Source organism: Agarivorans sp. QJM3NY_33 (assembly GCF_050870865.2).
In the GTDB taxonomy this organism is placed as follows: Bacteria; Pseudomonadota; Gammaproteobacteria; order Enterobacterales; family Celerinatantimonadaceae; genus Agarivorans.
Genome location: NZ_CP194039.2, coordinates 1,858,357 through 1,877,708, shown reverse-complemented (window position 1 = coordinate 1,877,708; position 19,352 = coordinate 1,858,357). Strand labels below are relative to the sequence as shown.

At 43.1% G+C, this 19,352-nt stretch carries 17 protein-coding genes; 12 read left to right on the top strand and 5 right to left on the bottom strand.

Annotation, left to right across the window (positions count from 1 at the left end; all coding sequences use genetic code 11):
• The first annotated feature begins 34 nt into the window (after positions 1–34).
• The 7 genes from ubiG (at position 35) to ACRRSY_RS08480 (ending at position 7,252) form a co-directional block, all read left to right on the top strand.
• The gene (gene ubiG, locus ACRRSY_RS08510; protein ID WP_432462942.1) at positions 35–766 is read left to right on the top strand and encodes a bifunctional 2-polyprenyl-6-hydroxyphenol methylase/3-demethylubiquinol 3-O-methyltransferase UbiG; all 732 of its coding nucleotides are present in this window, start codon (positions 35–37) and stop codon (positions 764–766) included.
• Positions 756–1,430 carry an HAD family hydrolase gene (locus tag ACRRSY_RS08505; protein ID WP_432453632.1) on the top strand — a complete coding sequence of 225 codons (675 nt, stop codon included), beginning with the start codon at positions 756–758 and terminating at the stop codon, positions 1,428–1,430. The genes ubiG and ACRRSY_RS08505 overlap by 11 nt, the downstream gene beginning before the upstream one ends.
• Before the next feature lie 289 nt (positions 1,431–1,719).
• Positions 1,720–4,005: a class 1a ribonucleoside-diphosphate reductase subunit alpha gene (gene nrdA / locus ACRRSY_RS08500; RefSeq protein WP_432462941.1), complete on the top strand. Its 2,286-nt coding sequence runs from the start codon at positions 1,720–1,722 to the stop codon at positions 4,003–4,005.
• A 47-nt stretch (positions 4,006–4,052) separates the two neighbouring features.
• A complete protein-coding gene (nrdB, locus tag ACRRSY_RS08495; protein ID WP_432453634.1) occupies positions 4,053–5,183 on the top strand; it encodes a class Ia ribonucleoside-diphosphate reductase subunit beta in 1,131 nt (376 codons plus the stop codon).
• Positions 5,183–5,470 carry a class I ribonucleotide reductase maintenance protein YfaE gene (gene yfaE, locus ACRRSY_RS08490; protein ID WP_432453635.1) on the top strand — a complete coding sequence of 96 codons (288 nt, stop codon included), beginning with the start codon at positions 5,183–5,185 and terminating at the stop codon, positions 5,468–5,470. The genes nrdB and yfaE overlap by 1 nt, the downstream gene beginning before the upstream one ends.
• Positions 5,471–5,978: 508 nt before the next feature.
• Entirely contained in the window at positions 5,979–6,809 is an 831-nt protein-coding gene (locus tag ACRRSY_RS08485) for a hypothetical protein (protein WP_432459107.1), read from the top strand.
• Between the two features lie 92 nt (positions 6,810–6,901).
• Positions 6,902–7,252 carry a DUF3802 family protein gene (locus ACRRSY_RS08480; protein ID WP_432453637.1) on the top strand — a complete coding sequence of 117 codons (351 nt, stop codon included), beginning with the start codon at positions 6,902–6,904 and terminating at the stop codon, positions 7,250–7,252.
• 19 nt (positions 7,253–7,271) lie between these two features.
• On the opposite strand, the gene ACRRSY_RS08475 is transcribed toward ACRRSY_RS08480, so the two are convergent.
• Positions 7,272–8,189 (bottom strand): LysR family transcriptional regulator, encoded by a 918-nt coding sequence (locus tag ACRRSY_RS08475; RefSeq protein ID WP_432462940.1) that lies wholly within the window; start codon positions 8,187–8,189, stop codon positions 7,272–7,274.
• 169 nt (positions 8,190–8,358) lie between these two features.
• Between ACRRSY_RS08475 and ACRRSY_RS08470 the strand changes: the two genes are divergently transcribed.
• The 5 genes from ACRRSY_RS08470 (at position 8,359) to ACRRSY_RS08450 (ending at position 13,645) form a co-directional block, all read left to right on the top strand.
• Complete coding sequence (locus tag ACRRSY_RS08470; protein WP_432453639.1) at positions 8,359–9,579, top strand: pyridoxal phosphate-dependent aminotransferase; 1,221 nt, start codon at positions 8,359–8,361, stop codon at positions 9,577–9,579.
• Positions 9,580–9,700: 121 nt separating this feature from the next.
• A complete protein-coding gene (locus tag ACRRSY_RS08465; RefSeq protein ID WP_432462939.1) occupies positions 9,701–11,002 on the top strand; it encodes an anti-phage deoxyguanosine triphosphatase in 1,302 nt (433 codons plus the stop codon).
• Positions 11,003–11,481: 479 nt separating this feature from the next.
• On the top strand, positions 11,482–11,931 hold the full coding sequence (locus ACRRSY_RS08460) for a CBS domain-containing protein (protein ID WP_432462938.1): 450 nt from the start codon (positions 11,482–11,484) through the stop codon (positions 11,929–11,931).
• 486 nt (positions 11,932–12,417) lie between these two features.
• On the top strand, positions 12,418–13,035 hold the full coding sequence (locus tag ACRRSY_RS08455; protein WP_432459105.1) for a MarC family protein: 618 nt from the start codon (positions 12,418–12,420) through the stop codon (positions 13,033–13,035).
• Positions 13,036–13,066: 31 nt separating this feature from the next.
• Complete coding sequence (locus tag ACRRSY_RS08450; protein WP_432462937.1) at positions 13,067–13,645, top strand: ACP phosphodiesterase; 579 nt, start codon at positions 13,067–13,069, stop codon at positions 13,643–13,645.
• A gap of 168 nt (positions 13,646–13,813) precedes the next feature.
• Here the strand turns inward: ACRRSY_RS08450 and aceA are convergent, their stop codons facing one another.
• The 4 genes from aceA to pstA form a co-directional block, all read right to left on the bottom strand.
• Positions 13,814–15,124 (bottom strand): isocitrate lyase, encoded by a 1,311-nt coding sequence (gene aceA, locus ACRRSY_RS08445; protein WP_432453644.1) that lies wholly within the window; start codon positions 15,122–15,124, stop codon positions 13,814–13,816.
• Positions 15,125–16,106: 982 nt separating this feature from the next.
• Entirely contained in the window at positions 16,107–16,811 is a 705-nt protein-coding gene (gene phoU, locus ACRRSY_RS08440; protein ID WP_432453645.1) for a phosphate signaling complex protein PhoU, read from the bottom strand.
• Between the two features lie 23 nt (positions 16,812–16,834).
• Positions 16,835–17,653, bottom strand: coding sequence for a phosphate ABC transporter ATP-binding protein PstB (pstB, locus tag ACRRSY_RS08435; protein ID WP_432453646.1), 819 nt, complete (start codon positions 17,651–17,653; stop codon positions 16,835–16,837).
• A gap of 27 nt (positions 17,654–17,680) precedes the next feature.
• Positions 17,681–19,336 (bottom strand): phosphate ABC transporter permease PstA, encoded by a 1,656-nt coding sequence (gene pstA, locus ACRRSY_RS08430; protein WP_432453647.1) that lies wholly within the window; start codon positions 19,334–19,336, stop codon positions 17,681–17,683.
• Positions 19,337–19,352: the final 16 nt, after the last annotated feature.

Genomic DNA, 19,352 nt, shown 5'->3' with positions numbered 1-19,352 from the left:
ATACTTATAAATAATGACTTGGATAAAGAGACCAATGGAACAGCCAAATAACAGCCAAAATGTTGACCACCAAGAAATAGCACATTTTGCAGGCTTAGCCTCCCGTTGGTGGGATGAACAAGGGGATTTTAAAACCCTGCACCAGATCAATCCATTACGTCTCGACTATATTGAGCGGGGAGCCAAGGGACTATTTGGCAAGCAAGTCCTCGACATCGGTTGTGGTGGCGGAATATTAGCCGAGAGTATGGCCCTGCGAGGGGCTGATGTGACTGCGATCGATATGGGGCAAGAGCAAATTGAAGTCGCCAAGTTGCACGCCTTAGAAACCGGGGCACAATTAACTTATCTGCAGACCACCGCCGAACAGCACGCCGAACAACAGCCTGCCCAATACGATGTGGTGACATGCATGGAAATGCTTGAGCATGTGCCCGATCCAAGCTCGGTAATTGCAGCATGCGCCAAATTGGTCAAGCCCGGCGGTTACCTCTTTGTATCAACCATCAATCGTACCCCAAAAGCCTACCTGTTTATGATTCTGGCGGCAGAAAAACTGCTCAAGCTGGTTCCCAACGGAACCCATCAGCATGATAAATTTATCCGTCCTTCAGAGTTGCTCAGCTGGGCTGATGAGCACGGCCTACAAAGTCAGGCCATTACCGGGGTACAATTTTACCCAGTGATTGAGCACTTTCGCTTAAGCCCTAATGTCGATGTGAATTACATGTTACAACTTGCCAAGCAGGATCAGGATGAACAATAAACTTGCGGTACTATTTGATTTAGATGGTACTTTATTAGACACCGCGCCTGATCTTGCAGCGGCCGCAAATCATGTACTAGCGCAGCACCAGCAACCACTCATTAGTTTAAGTGATGCTCGAACTTTAAGCTCCCATGGTGCCATGGGGCTACTGGGTTTTGGTTTTGGCGAAAGTTGGCATCAACAAGAGCAAACCAAACTGCGTCAACAATTACTCGACTTTTATCAGTCGAACATCTGCATCGACACTAATTTATTCCCTGGCATTCAGCAAACCTTAGCCTACTTAGATGCAACATCTACACCTTGGGGGATCGTGACAAACAAACCTGAAAGTTTAAGTCGGCAGTTACTTGCTTACTTTACTGAGTTTGCGAGCTGTGCAACGCTAGTCGGAGGCGATACGGTTAGCCAGCGGAAACCGCATCCGGAACCCATGTTACATGCCTGCCAACAACTCAAAGTAGCAGCACAGCATTGTTTGTATGTTGGCGACGCTCTGCGTGACATCGAAGCTGGAAACAACACCCAGATGACGACTATTTTAGCCGAATGGGGCTATATTTCGGAAAATGACAATATCCACACTTGGCAAGCCGATTTACACTGTCAAAAAAGTGAGCAACTTGAACAGCTAATCGCCAAACATTTGGCTAAATTATAAACCGCTTCAAGTTTTCATAAAAATAAATAATTTTCTATTTTTATAGCAAAAAGAACTTGCATTAACGCCACGCTAACAAAGTCACATGGATAGCTAGTTAGTAAGCACTAACATATAGCAATTATCCGCATGTTATGCACAAGTTCTTCATTTTTCCAAGTCTTGCGAAATCGACAAAACCTCATTATCTTGTATCAAATAAATTTATAAACACTATATCTAGTAGTCAGGCAATATTTGCCATACTAGACAGCCAGTAGCACAAAATTAGGATATAGGCCCTCCATTCATGAATACAGATCTACTGATAACCAAACGTAGCGGTAAACAAGAAGCCATTAATTTGGATAAAATTCACCGAGTGATTACATGGGCCGCCGAGGGCCTTAAAAATGTATCCGTTTCACAGGTCGAACTAAAATCACATATTCAATTCTACGATGGTATGGCCACCAAAGATATCCATGAAACGATTATCAAGGCGGCTGCAGATCTAATTTCTCAAGAAACGCCCGATTACCAATTTTTAGCCGCTCGTTTAGCAGTTTTCCACTTACGAAAAAAAGCCTACGGTCAGTTTGAACCACCGAAGCTTTACGAACATGTGGTCAAACAATGTGAAGCGGGTCTTTATGACATGCATTTGCTGAAAGACTACACCGTGGAAGAATTTGCCCAAATGGATGAGTTTATCGATCACTGGCGCGATATGAACTTTTCCTATGCAGCAGTAAAACAACTGGAAGGTAAATATCTAGTACAAAACCGCGTCACTGGCACGATCTACGAAAGTGCCCAATTTTTGTATATCCTAGTAGCAGCCTGTTTATTTGCCCATTATGACAAATCAGTTCGCTTGGATTACATTCGCCGTTTTTACGATGCGACCTCTTTATTTAAGATTTCCTTGCCAACACCGATCATGTCGGGAGTACGCACCCCAACCCGTCAATTCAGCTCCTGTGTATTGATTGAGTGTGGTGATAGCTTAGAGTCCATCAACGCCACCGCATCATCGATTGTAACTTACGTATCACAGCGCGCAGGGATCGGCATCAACGCTGGACGGATCCGCGCCTTGGGTAGTGAGATCCGTGGGGGAGAAGCCTTCCATACTGGATGTATCCCTTTCTATAAGTATTTTCAAACGGCGGTTAAATGCTGTTCACAAGGTGGTGTGCGTGGTGGCGCTGCAACTATCTTCTATCCATTCTGGCATCTCGAAGTCGAGTCACTATTAGTACTCAAGAACAACCGAGGCGTTGATGATAACCGAGTTCGTCATATGGACTACGGGGTGCAACTGAATCGGTTAATGTACCAACGTTTGGTGAAGGGTGAAAACATCACTTTATTTTCGCCCAGCGATGTACCGGGTTTATATGATGCATTTTTCGAAGATCAAGATACCTTCGAGCAGCTTTATCTAAAATACGAGCAAGACGCTAGTATCCGTAAACAGGCGATTAAAGCCGTTGATTTGTTCTCTTTATTGATGCAGGAACGTGCTTCTACCGGACGTATTTATATTCAAAACGTCGACCACTGTAATACTCATAGCCCATTTGATCCGGCTCAAGCACCAGTTCGTCAATCAAACCTTTGTTTAGAGATTGCACTGCCCACCAAACCGTTACAGCATGTGCATGACGAGAATGGTGAAATCGCCCTATGTACTCTATCGGCTTTCAATTTAGGTACAATTGAAGATCTCAACGAATTGGAAAACTTGTCAGATCTTGCAGTTCGAGCCTTAGATAGCTTACTCGATTACCAAGACTACCCCATACTAGCAGCGAAAAAAGGGTCATTTGGCCGTCGCACCTTAGGGATTGGGGTCATTAACTATGCCTATTATTTGGCTAAGAATGGTTCCAAATACAGTGACGGTAGTGCCAACAATTTAACCCACCGCACCTTTGAGGCAATCCAGTACTGGCTGTTAAAAGCTTCAATGCGTCTTGCCAAGGAGCAAGGTGCCTGCCCGATGTTCAATGAGACCACCTATGCGCAAGGTATTCTGCCCATCGATACCTATAAAAAATCGTTGGATCAATTAAGCAACGAGCCGCTGCATTACGATTGGGAAGAATTACGCCAAGAAATAACCACTTACGGCTTACGTAACTCAACCTTATCAGCCTTGATGCCATCGGAAACCTCCAGCCAAATTTCCAACGCGACCAATGGCATTGAACCACCACGCGGTTACGTCAGTGTAAAAGCCAGTAAAGACGGCATTCTAAAACAAGTGGTGCCTGACTTTGGAAACCTCAAAAATAGCTATGAATTACTTTGGGATATCCCAAATAATGACGGTTATTTGCAATTAGTGGGTTTAATGCAAAAGTTTGTTGACCAAAGTATTTCGGCTAATACTAACTACGATCCATCACGCTTTGTCGGTAATCGAGTCCCCATGAAAATCTTGATTGCCGACCTGCTAACCGCCTATAAATATGGCGTAAAAACTCTGTATTATCATAATACTCGTGATGGCGCTAGCGACCAGCACGATAATATGAAACCCGAGCCAGAAGATGATGATTGCGCCGGCGGTGCATGTAAAATTTAAGCCAAGTTTACGCGCTTAGGCGCAAAGAATTGTTAGGAATAATGTAGATGAACTACTCAATTTTTACCCAAACAGCCAACGATGCCACCAAAGAACCCATGTTCTTTGGTCAGCCGGTAAACGTGGCTCGTTATGACCAACAACGTCATCCTATCTTTGAAAAATTAATTGAAAAGCAATTGTCATTTTTCTGGCGTCCAGAAGAAGTGGATGTCAGCAGAGACCGCATCGATTATGCAAAATTGCCCGCACATGAGCAGCATATTTTCATTAGTAATTTAAAATACCAAACCTTGCTTGATAGTATTCAAGGACGCTCTCCCAATGTCGCTCTATTGCCTTTGGTGAGCCTACCTGAACTCGAAACTTGGATAGAAACATGGGCTTTCAGTGAAACCATCCACTCGCGGTCGTATACCCATATTATTCGTAATGTGATGGGAAATCCCGGTGAAGTCTTTGATGACATCATGGAAAACGAAGAAATCATCAAACGAGCCAATGACATTGCACTATATTACGACGATTTAATTCGAGCCTCTTCAATGTATCACCTCTATGGCGAAGGAGAACATCTGCTCGATGGCAAGCCTTACACCGTCTCACTTCGTGAGTTGAAAAAGAAACTCTACCTTTGTTTAATGTCGGTTAATGTACTTGAAGCAATTCGCTTCTATGTAAGCTTTGCATGTTCTTTTGCCTTTGCTGAACGTGAACTCATGGAAGGCAATGCCAAAATCATTAAGCTCATTGCCCGTGACGAAGCTCTTCATCTCACAGGCACTCAGCACATGATTAATTTAATGCGCGAAGGGAAAGACGATCCTGAGATGGCCGAAATAGCGGCCGAATGTGAGGTAGACGCTTGGCGGATGTTTACCGATGCAGCAGAACAAGAAAAACAATGGGCCAAGTACCTATTTAAAGACGGTTCAATGATAGGTTTGAATGAAGAGATCCTCTGTCAATACGTTGAATATATAACCAATAACCGAATGCAAGCCGTGGGTTTACACCCTTGCTTTGAAGACCGCAGTAACCCGATCCCTTGGATAAATTCTTGGCTAGTTTCAGACAATGTACAGGTCGCACCACAAGAAGCTGAAATCAGTTCCTACCTCGTCGGACAAATTGACTCAACCATTGCAGTCGATGACTTTGAGGATTTTGAGCTGTAATGCCGCATCAAGAAGGCCGAGTGATCGCTGATGGTATTGAGGTGGTGGTTGATAGCCACCATCGCAGTATTCTAGAAGCCTTTGAGCAGGCAGGATTTAATCCTGAATATCATTGTCGAGAAGGTGTCTGCGGCGCTTGTAGAAACACCCTATTAAAGGGGGAAGTTGAATATTCCACGCCCCCTTTAGCCAATATTCCCCAAGGCCAAGTCCTCACCTGTTGTAGTAAACCCAAAGGAAGGATCGAATTAGCGACGCGACCTCCGGTCAAACAAAAAACCGCCTAAAATAACGAGCATAATATTTAAAGTTGGGGCATTCGCCCCAAGCAGTCAGCTAATTGTTAACGACGAAACGATGACTTTAAAATGAGAACCGAATCAATCGCCACTCGACGCGACGCGCAATGATTCATGCCAGCACTAGTTTTCTCAAACGCTGCTTTGCCTTAAATAATTAAACAGCAAGTTTAAATAATCACCAAACGCACGCGGCCTTAGTCGGCCATAAGTTCACACCACAAAGCTATAAAATTTGTCCTGTAAAGAACTTTAAATTGGCAATTCTGCTAGGTAGCTTGTTGGCGTGCTAACACGACGTATGTGCCGAGTTTAAGCTAGCTAGAAAATTCACCGAGAAAAGAAGATCAAGCGCTGCCAAGTAAGACGCTATAATTCTAAATAGTCCTTTAGTTTTTTGAAAAACAACAGATAAACACACTATGGCTATTATTTTCTAGTTTACGAGGCAGTTATGATCATTCGACGGCAACCATTGATTGTTATGAGTAGCAGTATGTTAATACTCATGGTTGCATTAATTGCCTGGAAGGTATTTAACATCGAGCCATTAGGTGAAACCGCCATTTGTCGTGCCGCCATTGCAACTCACTATTTGCAACGCCAACTGGGACAAGTTCAGGCATTACCCGATTATCCTCAACAATATGTTAGTGCCAACCAGATCGGTGATAAACCTAAGTCCGTGGATTGCCAAATTAGTGGTCGGCTGATTAGCTTAAGTGAACAACAGCACGCGATTGCCAACCTATATTTTGAGCAAAAGCGCGATCAACTGGCGATTATCGTCCCCCGGCATGCGGCCCCTAACCGAGTAAGAGTGTTTACTCGAGAACAATTCAACTTTCCCAAATTACGGCTGGCTAAACATGACTTAGCCACTGGGATCCATGAAATGTACGGCGAAGGTTTTGATATCAACCAAGTGATCCAACAAACCGTAGGCTTACTTAAAGCGAATCATATCTGCGGTCAACTGGAACGCCAGCAGCAATTGAAGCTGTCTCCTGTCCCTATTCGTGATAGTTATTTTAAACAAGCCCACAAGCTGACGCCTTACCTGATTAATTTAGTACAGCGTTCCCCCCTAAATGTGGAGCAAATACAAAAAACTAAACAACAAATCGTCGACTTAGAACAGGCATTTGCACAGAACACGAAATCCTTAGTCAATTGGCTACAACAAACTGAAAGCACAGCTCCCATAGACAAGCGTTTGTTAGAATATCATTTAAGCGATCTAAAACGGGCGAATCCGAGACTTTATCTACCCAATTCTTGTAATCAAGCCTATATTCAGTCTGCTGAGTTAACTCAGACCTTATAGAGCTAACATATTTGTTCACTGACATTTTTTTTAAGTCATATTTCGTTATACACTAAACAGATAAAGATAAAGTTGAAGAGGGAAACAGAACGATGGTAACTGATAGTGAAGGCTACGTTCAGCTAATTGGCTTCTTAAGTGACAATCTTGCGTTATTTGAACATACGCAGGCACAACAGAATCCGTTAACAATATGCGATTATGTCACTGAAAAGTTATCTGACAACGTGATGTTAGTGTGTCGCCAACACGAGCACCTCGATAGTGAACATCGCTTCACCGTTATTCGCGAAATGGACGCGGTGATGAATGACTTAGAACAAGTCTTATCTGGTGTTTGGATGAGCAGTCCAACCCAACAGCAGCAACAGTTTATCGATGAATTTGTGGGCCTTATCAAGAATATGTTCGATAATCAATTGATTGCCATCGACCCCATCTAATAACTCAATCAAAGCCGTTTTAGACTATCGGTTTGATCCCCTCTAAATGGCTAAAGCAATGCTCGCGGGCAATCTCTAGAAAGGCTTCAATGTAGGCACTATCTTGATGACTTTGAGCTCGGGCTGCGTAAAGGTTTTGCCACAATGTTCCATCCCCTAAGGGGCGGGTCACGATATAACCTTTATTAACATATTCAGTTAATGCCCAATTGGGCAATACCGCCACTCCCCGGCCACTGGCAACCAACTGCATCATCATGATGGTCATATCAACTTTACGGATCGCCAAAGGCTCCACACCAGCGGGGTCCAAAAACAAATTAAAGAGGTCTAAACGATGACTATCCACAGGATAGGAAATTAGCACTTGCTTGGAAAAATCTTCCGCTTCGATGATTGGTTTATTCACCAAGGGATGATTAGGACTTAACGCTAATGTCGGTTGATAGGAGAACAATGGCCAATAACTAATCCCTTCCCACACTTGGGGATCAGAAGTAATCACTAAGTCCAACTGCCCCAACGCAAGTTCGGGTAAGGGTTCAAAACTAAATCCGCTGCTAAAGTCCAATTCCACATCTGGCCACAAGCCACGATAATGATCGATAGCGGGCATCAACCAATTAAAACAACTATGGCACTCAATCGCGAGATGCAGCCGCCCAGCCTGACCGCCAACTAGACGGCTCAATTCACGCTCTGTATGCTGTACCTGTTCTATAACATTATCGGCCAAGTCTAATACTCTTAAACCCGCCATGGTAAAGCGTAATGGTTTGGTCTTTCGGACAAATAGTTTAGCGCCAATACGTGATTCAAGATCTTTGAGTTGATGAGATAAAGCGGACTGAGTTAAACATAAACGCTGAGCGGCAACCACCAAGGAGCCACTTTCTCGAAGCGCTTGTAAGGTTTTTAAATGCTTGAGTTCTAACATAGTCTCACAATGAAAAATCTACTATAAGTAGCAGTTTATCATCAACTCATCGCACAAAATCGCATCAGCCATAAAAAATTCTAAAAAAGTATAAATACTCATCGCAAAGGCTTGCAAGCAAGCTCAAAAAATAAGTTAATAAGCATATCCATCTAAGGCTGTAACTATCATGTATCAAATAGCGAAATCCCATAAACTCGACAATGTCTGTTATGACATACGAGGTCCTGTATTAAAGCAAGCCAAACGCCTTGAAGAAGAAGGTCACCGTGTACTGAAGTTAAATATTGGCAATACTGCAGAGTTTAATTTTGAAGCGCCCGAAGAAATTCTAGTCGATGTGATCCATAACCTGCCGACAGCTCAGGGTTACTGCGACTCCAAAGGTTTATTTTCGGCCCGTAAAGCGGTAATGCACCACTACCAGTTACAAGGACTACGTAGCACCACCCTCGAAGATATTTATCTCGGTAATGGCGTTAGTGAACTCATCGTGATGGCGATGCAGGCACTGCTAAATAACGGCGACGAAATGTTAGTCCCATCACCCGATTACCCGCTATGGACAGCTGCCGTAACCTTATCTGGCGGTAATCCAGTTCACTACGAATGTGATGAACAAGCAGGTTGGTTTCCCGATATAGACGATATCCGCAGTAAAATTACACCTCGTACCAAAGGCTTGGTGGTGATCAACCCAAATAACCCAACAGGAGCGGTATATAGCAAAGAAATTCTTCTCGAGCTGGTTGAATTGGCGCGTGAACATAATTTGATTCTATTTGCCGACGAGATCTATTCTAAAGTTATTTATGATGATGCCTTACACATCCCAATGTCGACATTATCTGACGACGTGCTCACCTTAACCTTTAACGGCTTATCCAAAGCTTATCGCGTATGTGGCTTCCGTTCTGGTTGGTTACTCGTTAGTGGTCCGAAACATCGCGCGACGGACTACATCGACGGTTTAGACATGCTGGCATCGATGCGCTTATGTGCCAATGTGCCCGTGCAACATGCAATTCAAACAGCACTCGGCGGCTATCAGAGTATCAATGAATTAATTGTTCCCGGGGGGCGTTTATATGAACAACGCAACCTTGCTTGGCAACTGCTGAACGATATCCCAGGAATTAGCTGCGTAAAACCCAAAGGCGCAATGTATCTATTTCCAAAACTTGATGTGGAAAAATTCAACATTAAGGACGACCAACAATTTGCCCTAGATTTGTTGCAGCAGGAAAAGATATTAATTGTACAAGGTACTGGCTTTAACTGGTCCAAACCTGACCATTTTCGGATTGTTTTTTTACCTCGAGAAGAAGAGCTAAGAGAAGCAATAGGAAGAATTGCAAATTTTTTAGATGGCTATCGGCAAGTCGATTAAAGCTCTCGGCTGAAAATAGTAAGGCACCTTTGGTGCCTTTTTTTTGGTTAAAATTAAGCACATACTATTTTTACTAAAGGTAGTGTAAGGTAGTGAATGTGTAGTAGTGGGAGCCCACCAAATGAATGGACTGTTCGAACAAGATGGCACAGCAAGATTTGTTGAAGAACAAAATCAACGACGCAATGATCATCGCACTCCTTGGCAACGAGATCGAGCGAGGATCCTTCATTCTGCAGCGTTTCGTCGTTTACAAAACAAGACTCAGGTGCTCAGCATCGGCAGTAATGACTTTCACCGAACCCGCTTAACTCATTCGCTGGAAGTATCGCAGATTGGTACAGGCATTATCGGCCACATTCACTCCTTAAAGGACCTACCACATCACTTTTTACCCGAATTAAATCTCATTGAGAGTTTATGTCTCGCTCATGATATCGGCCACCCTCCCTTTGGCCATGGTGGAGAAGTCGCGCTGCACTATATGATGCGTCATCACGGGGGATTCGAAGGCAATGCCCAAACCTTTAGGATCTTAACTAAATTAGAGCCGTATACTAAGTCGAATGGCATGAACCTGACGCGACGAACTCTGTTAGGTATTATCAAATACCCATGTTTATTAAGTCACTTACAGCGCCAACCACTGCCTCAAGAAGCCAAAAGCTTCCGTCAGTTAAAGGTTGCAGATTGGACCCCTGCGAAAGGGATCTATGATGACGACCGTGAATTATATAACTGGGTCCTTGCCAGCTTTAGCTTAAACGATCGCCAACGTTTCGTACAAAGTCGCGAGGTGAGTAGCCAGCAACATCGTAAGAGCAGCTTTAAGTCTTTAGACTGCTCCATTATGGAACTAGCCGACGACATCGCCTATGGTGTGCACGACCTTGAAGATGCCATTGTCATGGGTATTGTCAGCCGCCACGATTGGCAAGAACAAGTCGCCTCGGCGATTGCCGATATCAAAGATTGCTGGTTAGCCGATGAAATTGGCGAGTTATCCGTAAAACTATTTAGCCAACATCACTATGATCAAAAAGATGCGATAGGCAGCTTAGTAAATGCCTTTATCACCTCTATCAGGCTTCGTCATCAACAACTGTTCGACGATCCATTATTGGACTTACAAGCCGCCATGGAGCCCCCCATGGCGCAAGCCTTAGACGTACTTAAGCGTTTCGTCTTACATTATGTCATTCAAACCCCTGAGATAGAAATGACCCGTTTCAAAGGCCAACAAGTCGTCATGGAGCTATTTCAAGCCTTTGCCAGCGACCCTGAGCGCTTGTTGCCACTAAATACCCGAACCCGTTGGCTACAAGCAGGCGAAAATGGAAGTAATCAAGCACGCGTGATTGCTGATTATATTGCGGGCATGACTGATGACTATGCCAATCGTCTCTATCACAAACTGTTTTAGCCATCATTCAGCAGAAATAAACGAGAACACTCGCGCAAATCGAGTGTTCATTGACGGTTTTATCACGACTCACGGTAGGCAGACTTCATAGCCTACCGTTAAGCCCTGTTTCATAGGGAGCAAGTAAACAATGCTCAACCAAGCCCTTCGGCTTGCTCACCTATTCGCTGTTATTTCATGATGTATCTAGCGAACACCGCTTCCTACCATCGACCTCACTAAAGCCAATAACAAGCAGCCCCAAAAACCATCACCAAAGCTCAATCCAGCAACAAAAATCAGAAGTAAAACGAAGGGAATGAGCAGTAGATATTCATCAATTTAGCAAGATAATTTACGATATTTTCATCGCTTTTATAAGCAACACCACAAGTCTGTACCGCACCTTGAAAAAGCACAAAATTCGTTGATTTTTATCAACCCAAATTCACCGAGAACCTCTAGATTTAAAGAAGAGATGACAACCAGAGGTGCTCGTTATGATTAAAATTGCAGACATCATGACTACTACGCCACACACTTGCACTGAACACACGACCTTAGAAGAAGCGATTAGTCTGTGTAAGGAATTCAAAATTCGCCACCTACCCATCCTCGACAAGCAACAGCAACTGGTCGGTTTAGTCAGTGAACGAACCTTACTCGCCGCGCAAGAATCATCATTAACAAAAACCACTCCAGAACAAAGACGTGCCCATGAACAACAAATCATGCTAAAACATATCATGATTACCAAGTTACACACCGTATCCGCCGAAGCGAGTGTTGAGCAAGCCGCTAAACACATTGAACGACATCGTATCGGCTGCCTCCCCGTCGTAGAAGGTAAACGGTTATTAGGCATTATTACTGATACAGATTTTGTTGGTGTAGCCATATCCTTGCTAGAAATGTTAGCGGAACAAGAACCGCAAAACACCGAAGATTAAGTATAATTACTACATAGTTCATTGTATTACTTTGGATTTTCACAAAAATGACTAAAAAAGAATAAAAATTAAGTAAAAAAATTACAATAAAAGTTGTTTTGTGATCTATATCACGGTATTCTTTATCACATAAATCGCGAGGTGCTTCCATCCTTTAGCGTCGTATTCAGTCGTTTCGAATAAGTCGATTTATGGGGCCGCTAATCGCCCCTGCTATTTAGCCTCCAGCAATAGCCCGTATTAGCCATTCCTTATGTTTTTTTCCAGCCTAGTGCTGGATTTTTTTTAGCTCGAGAAAGGCCTAAAGCTCTGTTAATCTGTCTTATTTCAGCTTACGATATTTTGGCAACTCTGTAAGAAAGGCTAGCAATTGAGAAACATGAACTGACTTCACCAATCGCCGACCTCTCTCGCCACAAATCAAAAACTTCGGTCGCGAACCACCTTGACCGTAAACGCTATCTTCTTCAGCGATAAGGATTTCAGATGAATGAATTGACCCAACACGCCATTACGGTATTCCTCGGCTTCTTTGCCATTATGAATCCTATTGCAAATACCACAGTATTTATCGGATTAAGCGGTCAGTTAGCTGAAAGACAGCAAAAAGCCATCGCAATTAAAGCATTAATGGTCTCATTTTTTATCATCTTAGCCTTCGCATTATTAGGTAAAACCATTTTCCACATGTTTGGAATTACCCTCCCAGCACTCAGGATTACTGGTGGCATCTTAGTTTTTCTCATCGGCTATAATATGCTCCATGGAGAACATTCCGAAATGCATAAAACCTCAGAGGAAAGCGATACAGATATTGCAATATCGCCTTTAGCAGTACCTATTTTGGCTGGCCCAGGAACAATTGCCACCGCAATGAGTTTTTCAGCTTCAAATGCTTGGCAAGATATTGCGATAACCGTAAGCGCATTTGCTCTATTGTGCTTGATCACCTTCGTGTTCTTCATTTTTGGACAAAAGCTAGAAGCCTTGCTCGGAAAATCAGGGATCAATATTATTACTCGATTAATGGGTCTGATCTTAGCGGTTATTGGTTGCCAAATGCTCATTGAAGGGATCTATGGTGCTATCGATGCGTATCATTAATGAATAACACCACAGACATCAGTTTCACAAAATGAACTATCTCGCGCATTTCCACATTGCTCAACAAACGAAGAGCTCGATTCCCGGTGCATTTTTAGGTGACTTTGTCAAAGGTAAGGCCTGGAAAAATTATCCACTGTTTGAGCAACAAGGTATTTTACTGCATCGACATATCGACAGCTTCATTGACCAGATGGTGATCAAAACCGGTTTACAGCATTGTTTTCGACCCAAGCTACGCCGCTATGCTGGGATCGCTCTCGACGTATATTTCGACCATTTACTCAGTCAACATTGGCAAAATTTCTCGATACTAAACCGCAGCGATTTTATTCAGCACTGCTATCAGCAACTCGCTAACTTCCCCTTGCCAGCCCAGGCAAAGCTTACCGCACAGCGGATGCAACAATACGATTGGTTACGTCAATACCATCATCGGGCCAGCTTGGGCCGAACACTTGAAGCGATTAGCCAACGCCTACGCCGCCCGGCACCACTCGTGCTCATGGCCCATGATTTAGAACAACACGCCACTGATATTGACGCTGTCTGTTTGGATTTATATCGCCAAGTATTAGTTCAAGCTAACCACTATTTACAATCGACATAAATCAAACTCACATATACTCGGCGCCAAATGACTAACGCGAGTTAGTGATACTCAACTTGAACCTCACAGCGCTTCAATAAGAAAAGGCAGCCAAAAGGCTGCCAAATTAACGAACAACGTCAGTTAAACTGATCTTATTCTGTACAAATTTAGTCAATCGTTCGATTACTAACTAAATTGTTCTTCTTCGGTAGATCCTGTTAAGGCAGTCACCGAGGACTTACCGCCTTGAATGACGTTAGTCACTTGGTCAAAATAGCCTGTCCCTACTTCTTGCTGGTGGGCGACAAAGGTATAACCACGATCAGCAGCTTGAAATTCCTTTTCTTGCACCATATTAACGTAGTGTTTCATCCCCTCGCCCTGAGCGTAGTTATGAGCCAAATCGAACATGTTGTACCACATATTATGGATCCCAGCTAAGGTGATAAACTGGTATTTATATCCCATATCACTCAATTCCTGTTGGAATTTAGCGATCGTTTCGTCATCTAGATTTTTACGCCAATTAAACGAAGGCGAACAATTATAAGCAAGCAATTGCTCTGGGTATTTTTCATGAATTGCTTCGGCAAATTTACGTGCTTCTTCTAAACAAGGCGTTGCAGTTTCACACCAAATTAAGTCGGCATATTCTGCATAAGCTAAACCACGACTAATGGCCTGATCGATACCCGCTCTAACCTTGTAAAAACCTTCACTGGTACGTTCACCCTCCAAAAACTCTGCATCGTAAGGGTCAACATCAGAAGTTAATAGATCGGCTGCATTTGCATCGGTACGAGCAATCACCAGAGTTGGAACATCGGCAACATCGGCCGCAAAACGGGCTGCGATCAACTTTTGTACCGCTTCTTGAGTGGGAACCAGCACCTTCCCTCCCATATGACCACACTTTTTCACCGAAGCGAGTTGGTCTTCAAAGTGCACACCTGCAGCGCCTGCTTTAATCATACTTTTCATCAGTTCAAAAGCATTCAAAACCCCACCAAATCCAGCTTCAGCGTCAGCCACAATGGGTAAAAAGTAATCTAAACCGCCATTTGCGGGAGAAAGTCCACTTGCCCATTGAATTTGGTCAGCTCGCTGGAAAGAATTATTGATCCGCTCTACCACTTTAGGCACCGAATCGACTGGATATAGCGACTGATCAGGATACATACTTGATGCAGAGTTATTATCAGCCGCTACCTGCCAACCCGACAAGTAAATCGCCTCAATCCCTGCTTTAGCTTGCTGTACCGCTTGACCACCCGTGAGAGCCCCCAAGCAATTCACGTAACCTTTTTTAGCTTGGCCATTCACCAAAGACCATAATTTTTCTGCGCCACGACGAGCAATCGTATTCTCAGGGATGACCGAACCTCGCAACTTAACCACTTCTGCAGCGCTATAAGGACGCTTCACCCCTTTCCAACGAGGATTTTCGGCCCAATCTTTTTCTAATGCTTGAATTTGCTGTTCTCTTGTTAATGTCATATTCAATCCCTCTTCGACTTTCATTCCTGAGTACAGCGAACTGTACTGCGTATTCACCTAGTTTGTTTAACACCGCTTATACTTGCGATTAGCCTCTCGGCAATCGGTCAATCGACCCAAATAATGCTGCGTCTTGATTTGTTATCGTTATCACCTAAAACCCTTTATTTGACGACGAGGATGCATTATTAAGTATATTGTTACTATGTTCGCAATCTTTATATACGCATAACCGCATACCAAGTGAACATTCAACTTAATCAGCAATCATCAAGTTAGCCAAACACTTCAGTTAACAATAAAGCAACAAACCTCAAGTTATCGATAGGCTTTAAACCAAAGATAGCAATGTAATTATTACGTATCTGTAATTCAACTTACATCAAAAAGCTATCACCGAATAGCCCCTTAAAACTAAAGTATAAAGCCACTGATAAATTAAAACGACCGTTTTAATTAACCCTCAAGAGCCTGTTTTTTATATCACCGGATAAATTAAAAGCAAAGCATTATTTAAAGTTATCACTCTATAAAATGAATTTATCAGCGAGATAAAACTTACCACCAAGGTCTAATTATGAAACTTAATTACGTAATTTAATTATTTTTGTTTTTTAAGATACGAGATGAGATTGATTGATTTACGTTTACGTAAAGGTTAACGTTGCAAAAAGGTAAACAATGAAAACAAAATACATAATATAAGGTTTTAAAAAACATAATCTTAGATTGTTTTTTAAACGTTTAGCTTTTGCTGTGCGATTCAAATGTTTAAAACGGAGATTTTTCTATCGGTAGGAATACGTATAATAGCTTGTTATAAAACAAACCTTGCGGTCATAACAGCTCAGACCAGCAAGCTGTGAAAAATGTAATAATTGCTCAAAAATAATCAGCATCAACTGCAGTCGCAGCGTTATTGTTGAGAAATAGCAAATAAAAAAGCTGGCTTATTGCCAGCTTTTTAATAGAAAAACTCAGATTAAAGTAGTTTTTCGACTTCGTCTCCTGCCAAATGGCGAATATCTTTACCTCTCACAAAGTAAATGATGTACTCAGCGATATTTTGGCAACGATCTCCTACCCGTTCGATGGCGCGAGCAGCATTTAATGCATCGAGCACCTGTGGGATCGAGCGAGGATCTTCCATCATGTACGTCATCAATTCGCGGATGAGTCGTTCATATTCTTTATCCACTTTTTTATCTTCTTGATGGACTTGCCAAGCAATATCCACATCCATTCTAGCGAAACCATCTAACACGTCATGCAACATCTTCGCGGTGTGTTGCCCTAGGTGCTCTAAGCTAATCAATGAAGCCTTTAAAGGCTTATCCATATTCCGCTCAACCATACGACCGATGCTCGCCGCAGCATCACCTATTCGTTCTAAATCCGCGATAGTTTTAATAATGGCCATTACGACCCGCAAATCACTCGCGGCTGGTTGACGTTTAGCGATGATACGAGTGCACTCTTCGTCAATAGCAACTTCGTAAGAATTAACCTTACTATCGGTATTGATGACCTTTATCACTAACTCAGCGTTGGGGCGATTTAATAAACTTAAGGCATCTTTAAGCTGCTGCTCAACCAAACCTCCCATCGCCATAATTTGATTACGCACATGATCTAACTCAGCGTTAAACTGGCCAGAGATGTGTTTGTTCATATTCAACTTATCCATAATAATTCCTCAGTCACGGGGACTTAACCGTAACGGCCTGTAATGTAATCTTCGGTTTGTTTTTTCGCTGGCGTGGTAAATAAGGTATTAGTATCCGCATATTCCACCATGTCCCCCATATACATAAAGGCCGTTTGGTCGGAGACTCGGGCCGCCTGCTGCATGTTGTGAGTCACAATAACCACCGTATAACGACTCTTTAAATCATTAATCAATTCTTCAATGGTTAAAGTCGAGATAGGATCCAAGGCCGAAGTTGGTTCATCCAGTAACAACACTTCAGGCTCGATGGCAATCGCTCGCGCAATCACTAAACGTTGCTGCTGACCACCCGATAGACCAAAGGCATTATCGTGCAAACGGTCTTTCACCTCTTCCCAAATTGCCGCGCCACGCAATGAGCGTTCGACCGCTTCATCTAATACTCGACGATCCTTCATCCCTTGTAAACGTAAGCCATAAACGACATTCTCGTAGATAGACTTTGGAAATGGATTGGGGCGTTGAAAAACCATCCCTACATTGCGACGCAGCGCAGCAACATCGACACTCTTATCGTAAATGTTCTGGCCATGCAGCAATATTTCACCACTGATCTTACAAATATCGACTAAATCGTTCATCCGGTTAATACAACGTAATAAGGTTGATTTACCACAACCGGATGGACCAATGAAGGCGGTAACTTGTCCCTTAGGGATCTTCATCGATACATCAAACAAAGCCTGTTTATCCCCATAATAGAGGTCTAAATTTTTAACCTCTAATGCGGTTTGTTCAGCACTTAAGTTAGCCAAATCTAATTTTGTATCTCGACGAAGTTCTGTATTCAAAGAAATCATTTTTTTTCCTACAAATTTGCCGTTAGCTTATTGGTCTAACGTTTTAAACTTTTCACGTAAACGGTTACGGATTTGAATCGCAGCTAAGTTTAAGCCAATGATTACCGTGACCAATAAAAATGCGGTGGCATATACCAAAGGTCGTGCCGCCTCGACATTGGGGCTTTGGAAGCCAACATCATAAATATGGAAACCTAAGTGCATAAATTTACGTTCTAAATGAACAAAGGGGAAATTGCCGTCTACAGGTAAAGTTGGCGCAAGTTTCACCACCCCCACTAACATCAGTGGCGCAACCTCACCCGCAGCACGAGCAACCGCCAAAATCAGACCAGTCATAATTGCCGGGCTTGCCATGGGGATCACAATCCGCCATAAGGTTTCAGCTTTGGTTGCCCCTAAGGCCAGCGACCCTTGGCGTACTGCGCTAGGAATGCGCGATAAACCTTCTTCTGTAGAAACAATCACCACTGGCAAAGTTAAAATAGCTAAAGTTAAAGCTGACCAAATAACGCCCGGCGAACCAAAGGTTGGTGTCGGTAAGGATTCCGTATAAAACAAGGAATCAATACTGCCGCCTAACATATAAACAAAGAAACCTAAGCCAAATACCCCATAAACAATCGAGGGAACTCCCGCCAGGTTAATCACAGCAATCCGGATCAAGCGGGTGAAGCCATTATTTGCGGCATACTCGTGCAGGTAAATAGCCGCAACCACCCCTAACGGCGTCACAATCACTGCCATCAACATCACCATGAATACCGTACCAAAGATAGCCGGGAATACCCCGCCTTCGGTATTCGCTTCACGCGGTTCATCAACCACAAATTTACCAGCCTGATGCAGCCAATGTCCGAGCTTCTGAAAGCCGTTCATTTCATTCGGGAAAAACACATCTAGTACATTGTTCATCGGGATGGTGACCAATTCACCACGCATATCACGAATGATTAATTGGTCTCGTTTAGCCTCATCTCGATAAGCAAATAACTGCTTCTCTAAAACTTGATACTCTTCATGTAGCTGCTTAGTCTGCGCCTCAATATCCGCTAGATGTTCGGCAGTCAATGCATCATCCAATTCATATCGACGCTGTTTCAAACGTAAGCGCTCAAGTTGATAGTTCACCCCACCAATTTTGTGCCGCTGTAAAGCATCAGCTTGTTTAATGATCCCATTTGAGCGATCTAACAACTCGAATAATTGAGTATGTTGATTATCTTTTGCTGCCTCAATATGCACGCCATTTTTAATGATCCCTTCTACATAACCATAAAAGTTACCGTTAGTTCTACGCTCGACGACCGCGATGTTTTTAGGTGTGCGCTTGGACACGATTTCGTTTTCGCTTAACCAACGAAAATCTAAATTCACATATTCACGATTACCCGTTTTGATCAAAAAGCGCTCCACAAATGCACCATCCAAGCCTTCGGTATTCGCACCGGAAGCTTGTAAACGCTCAATTGGAACTAACTCGGTTTCATATAGCTCACCAATGACCGTTTGGTTTTTACCAAACTGGTGAACTTCCATTTCCATTACCGGACTCGGCCAAAAATAAACCAAACCTCGAGCCGCAATCAGTAACAACAAGCCGACAACTGCAACCAAACTAATGCTAACAGCCCCGGCGGTCATCCAAATCCACGGGTTACCTGATTTAAACCACTTATTCATCGGTTATTTCCCACTT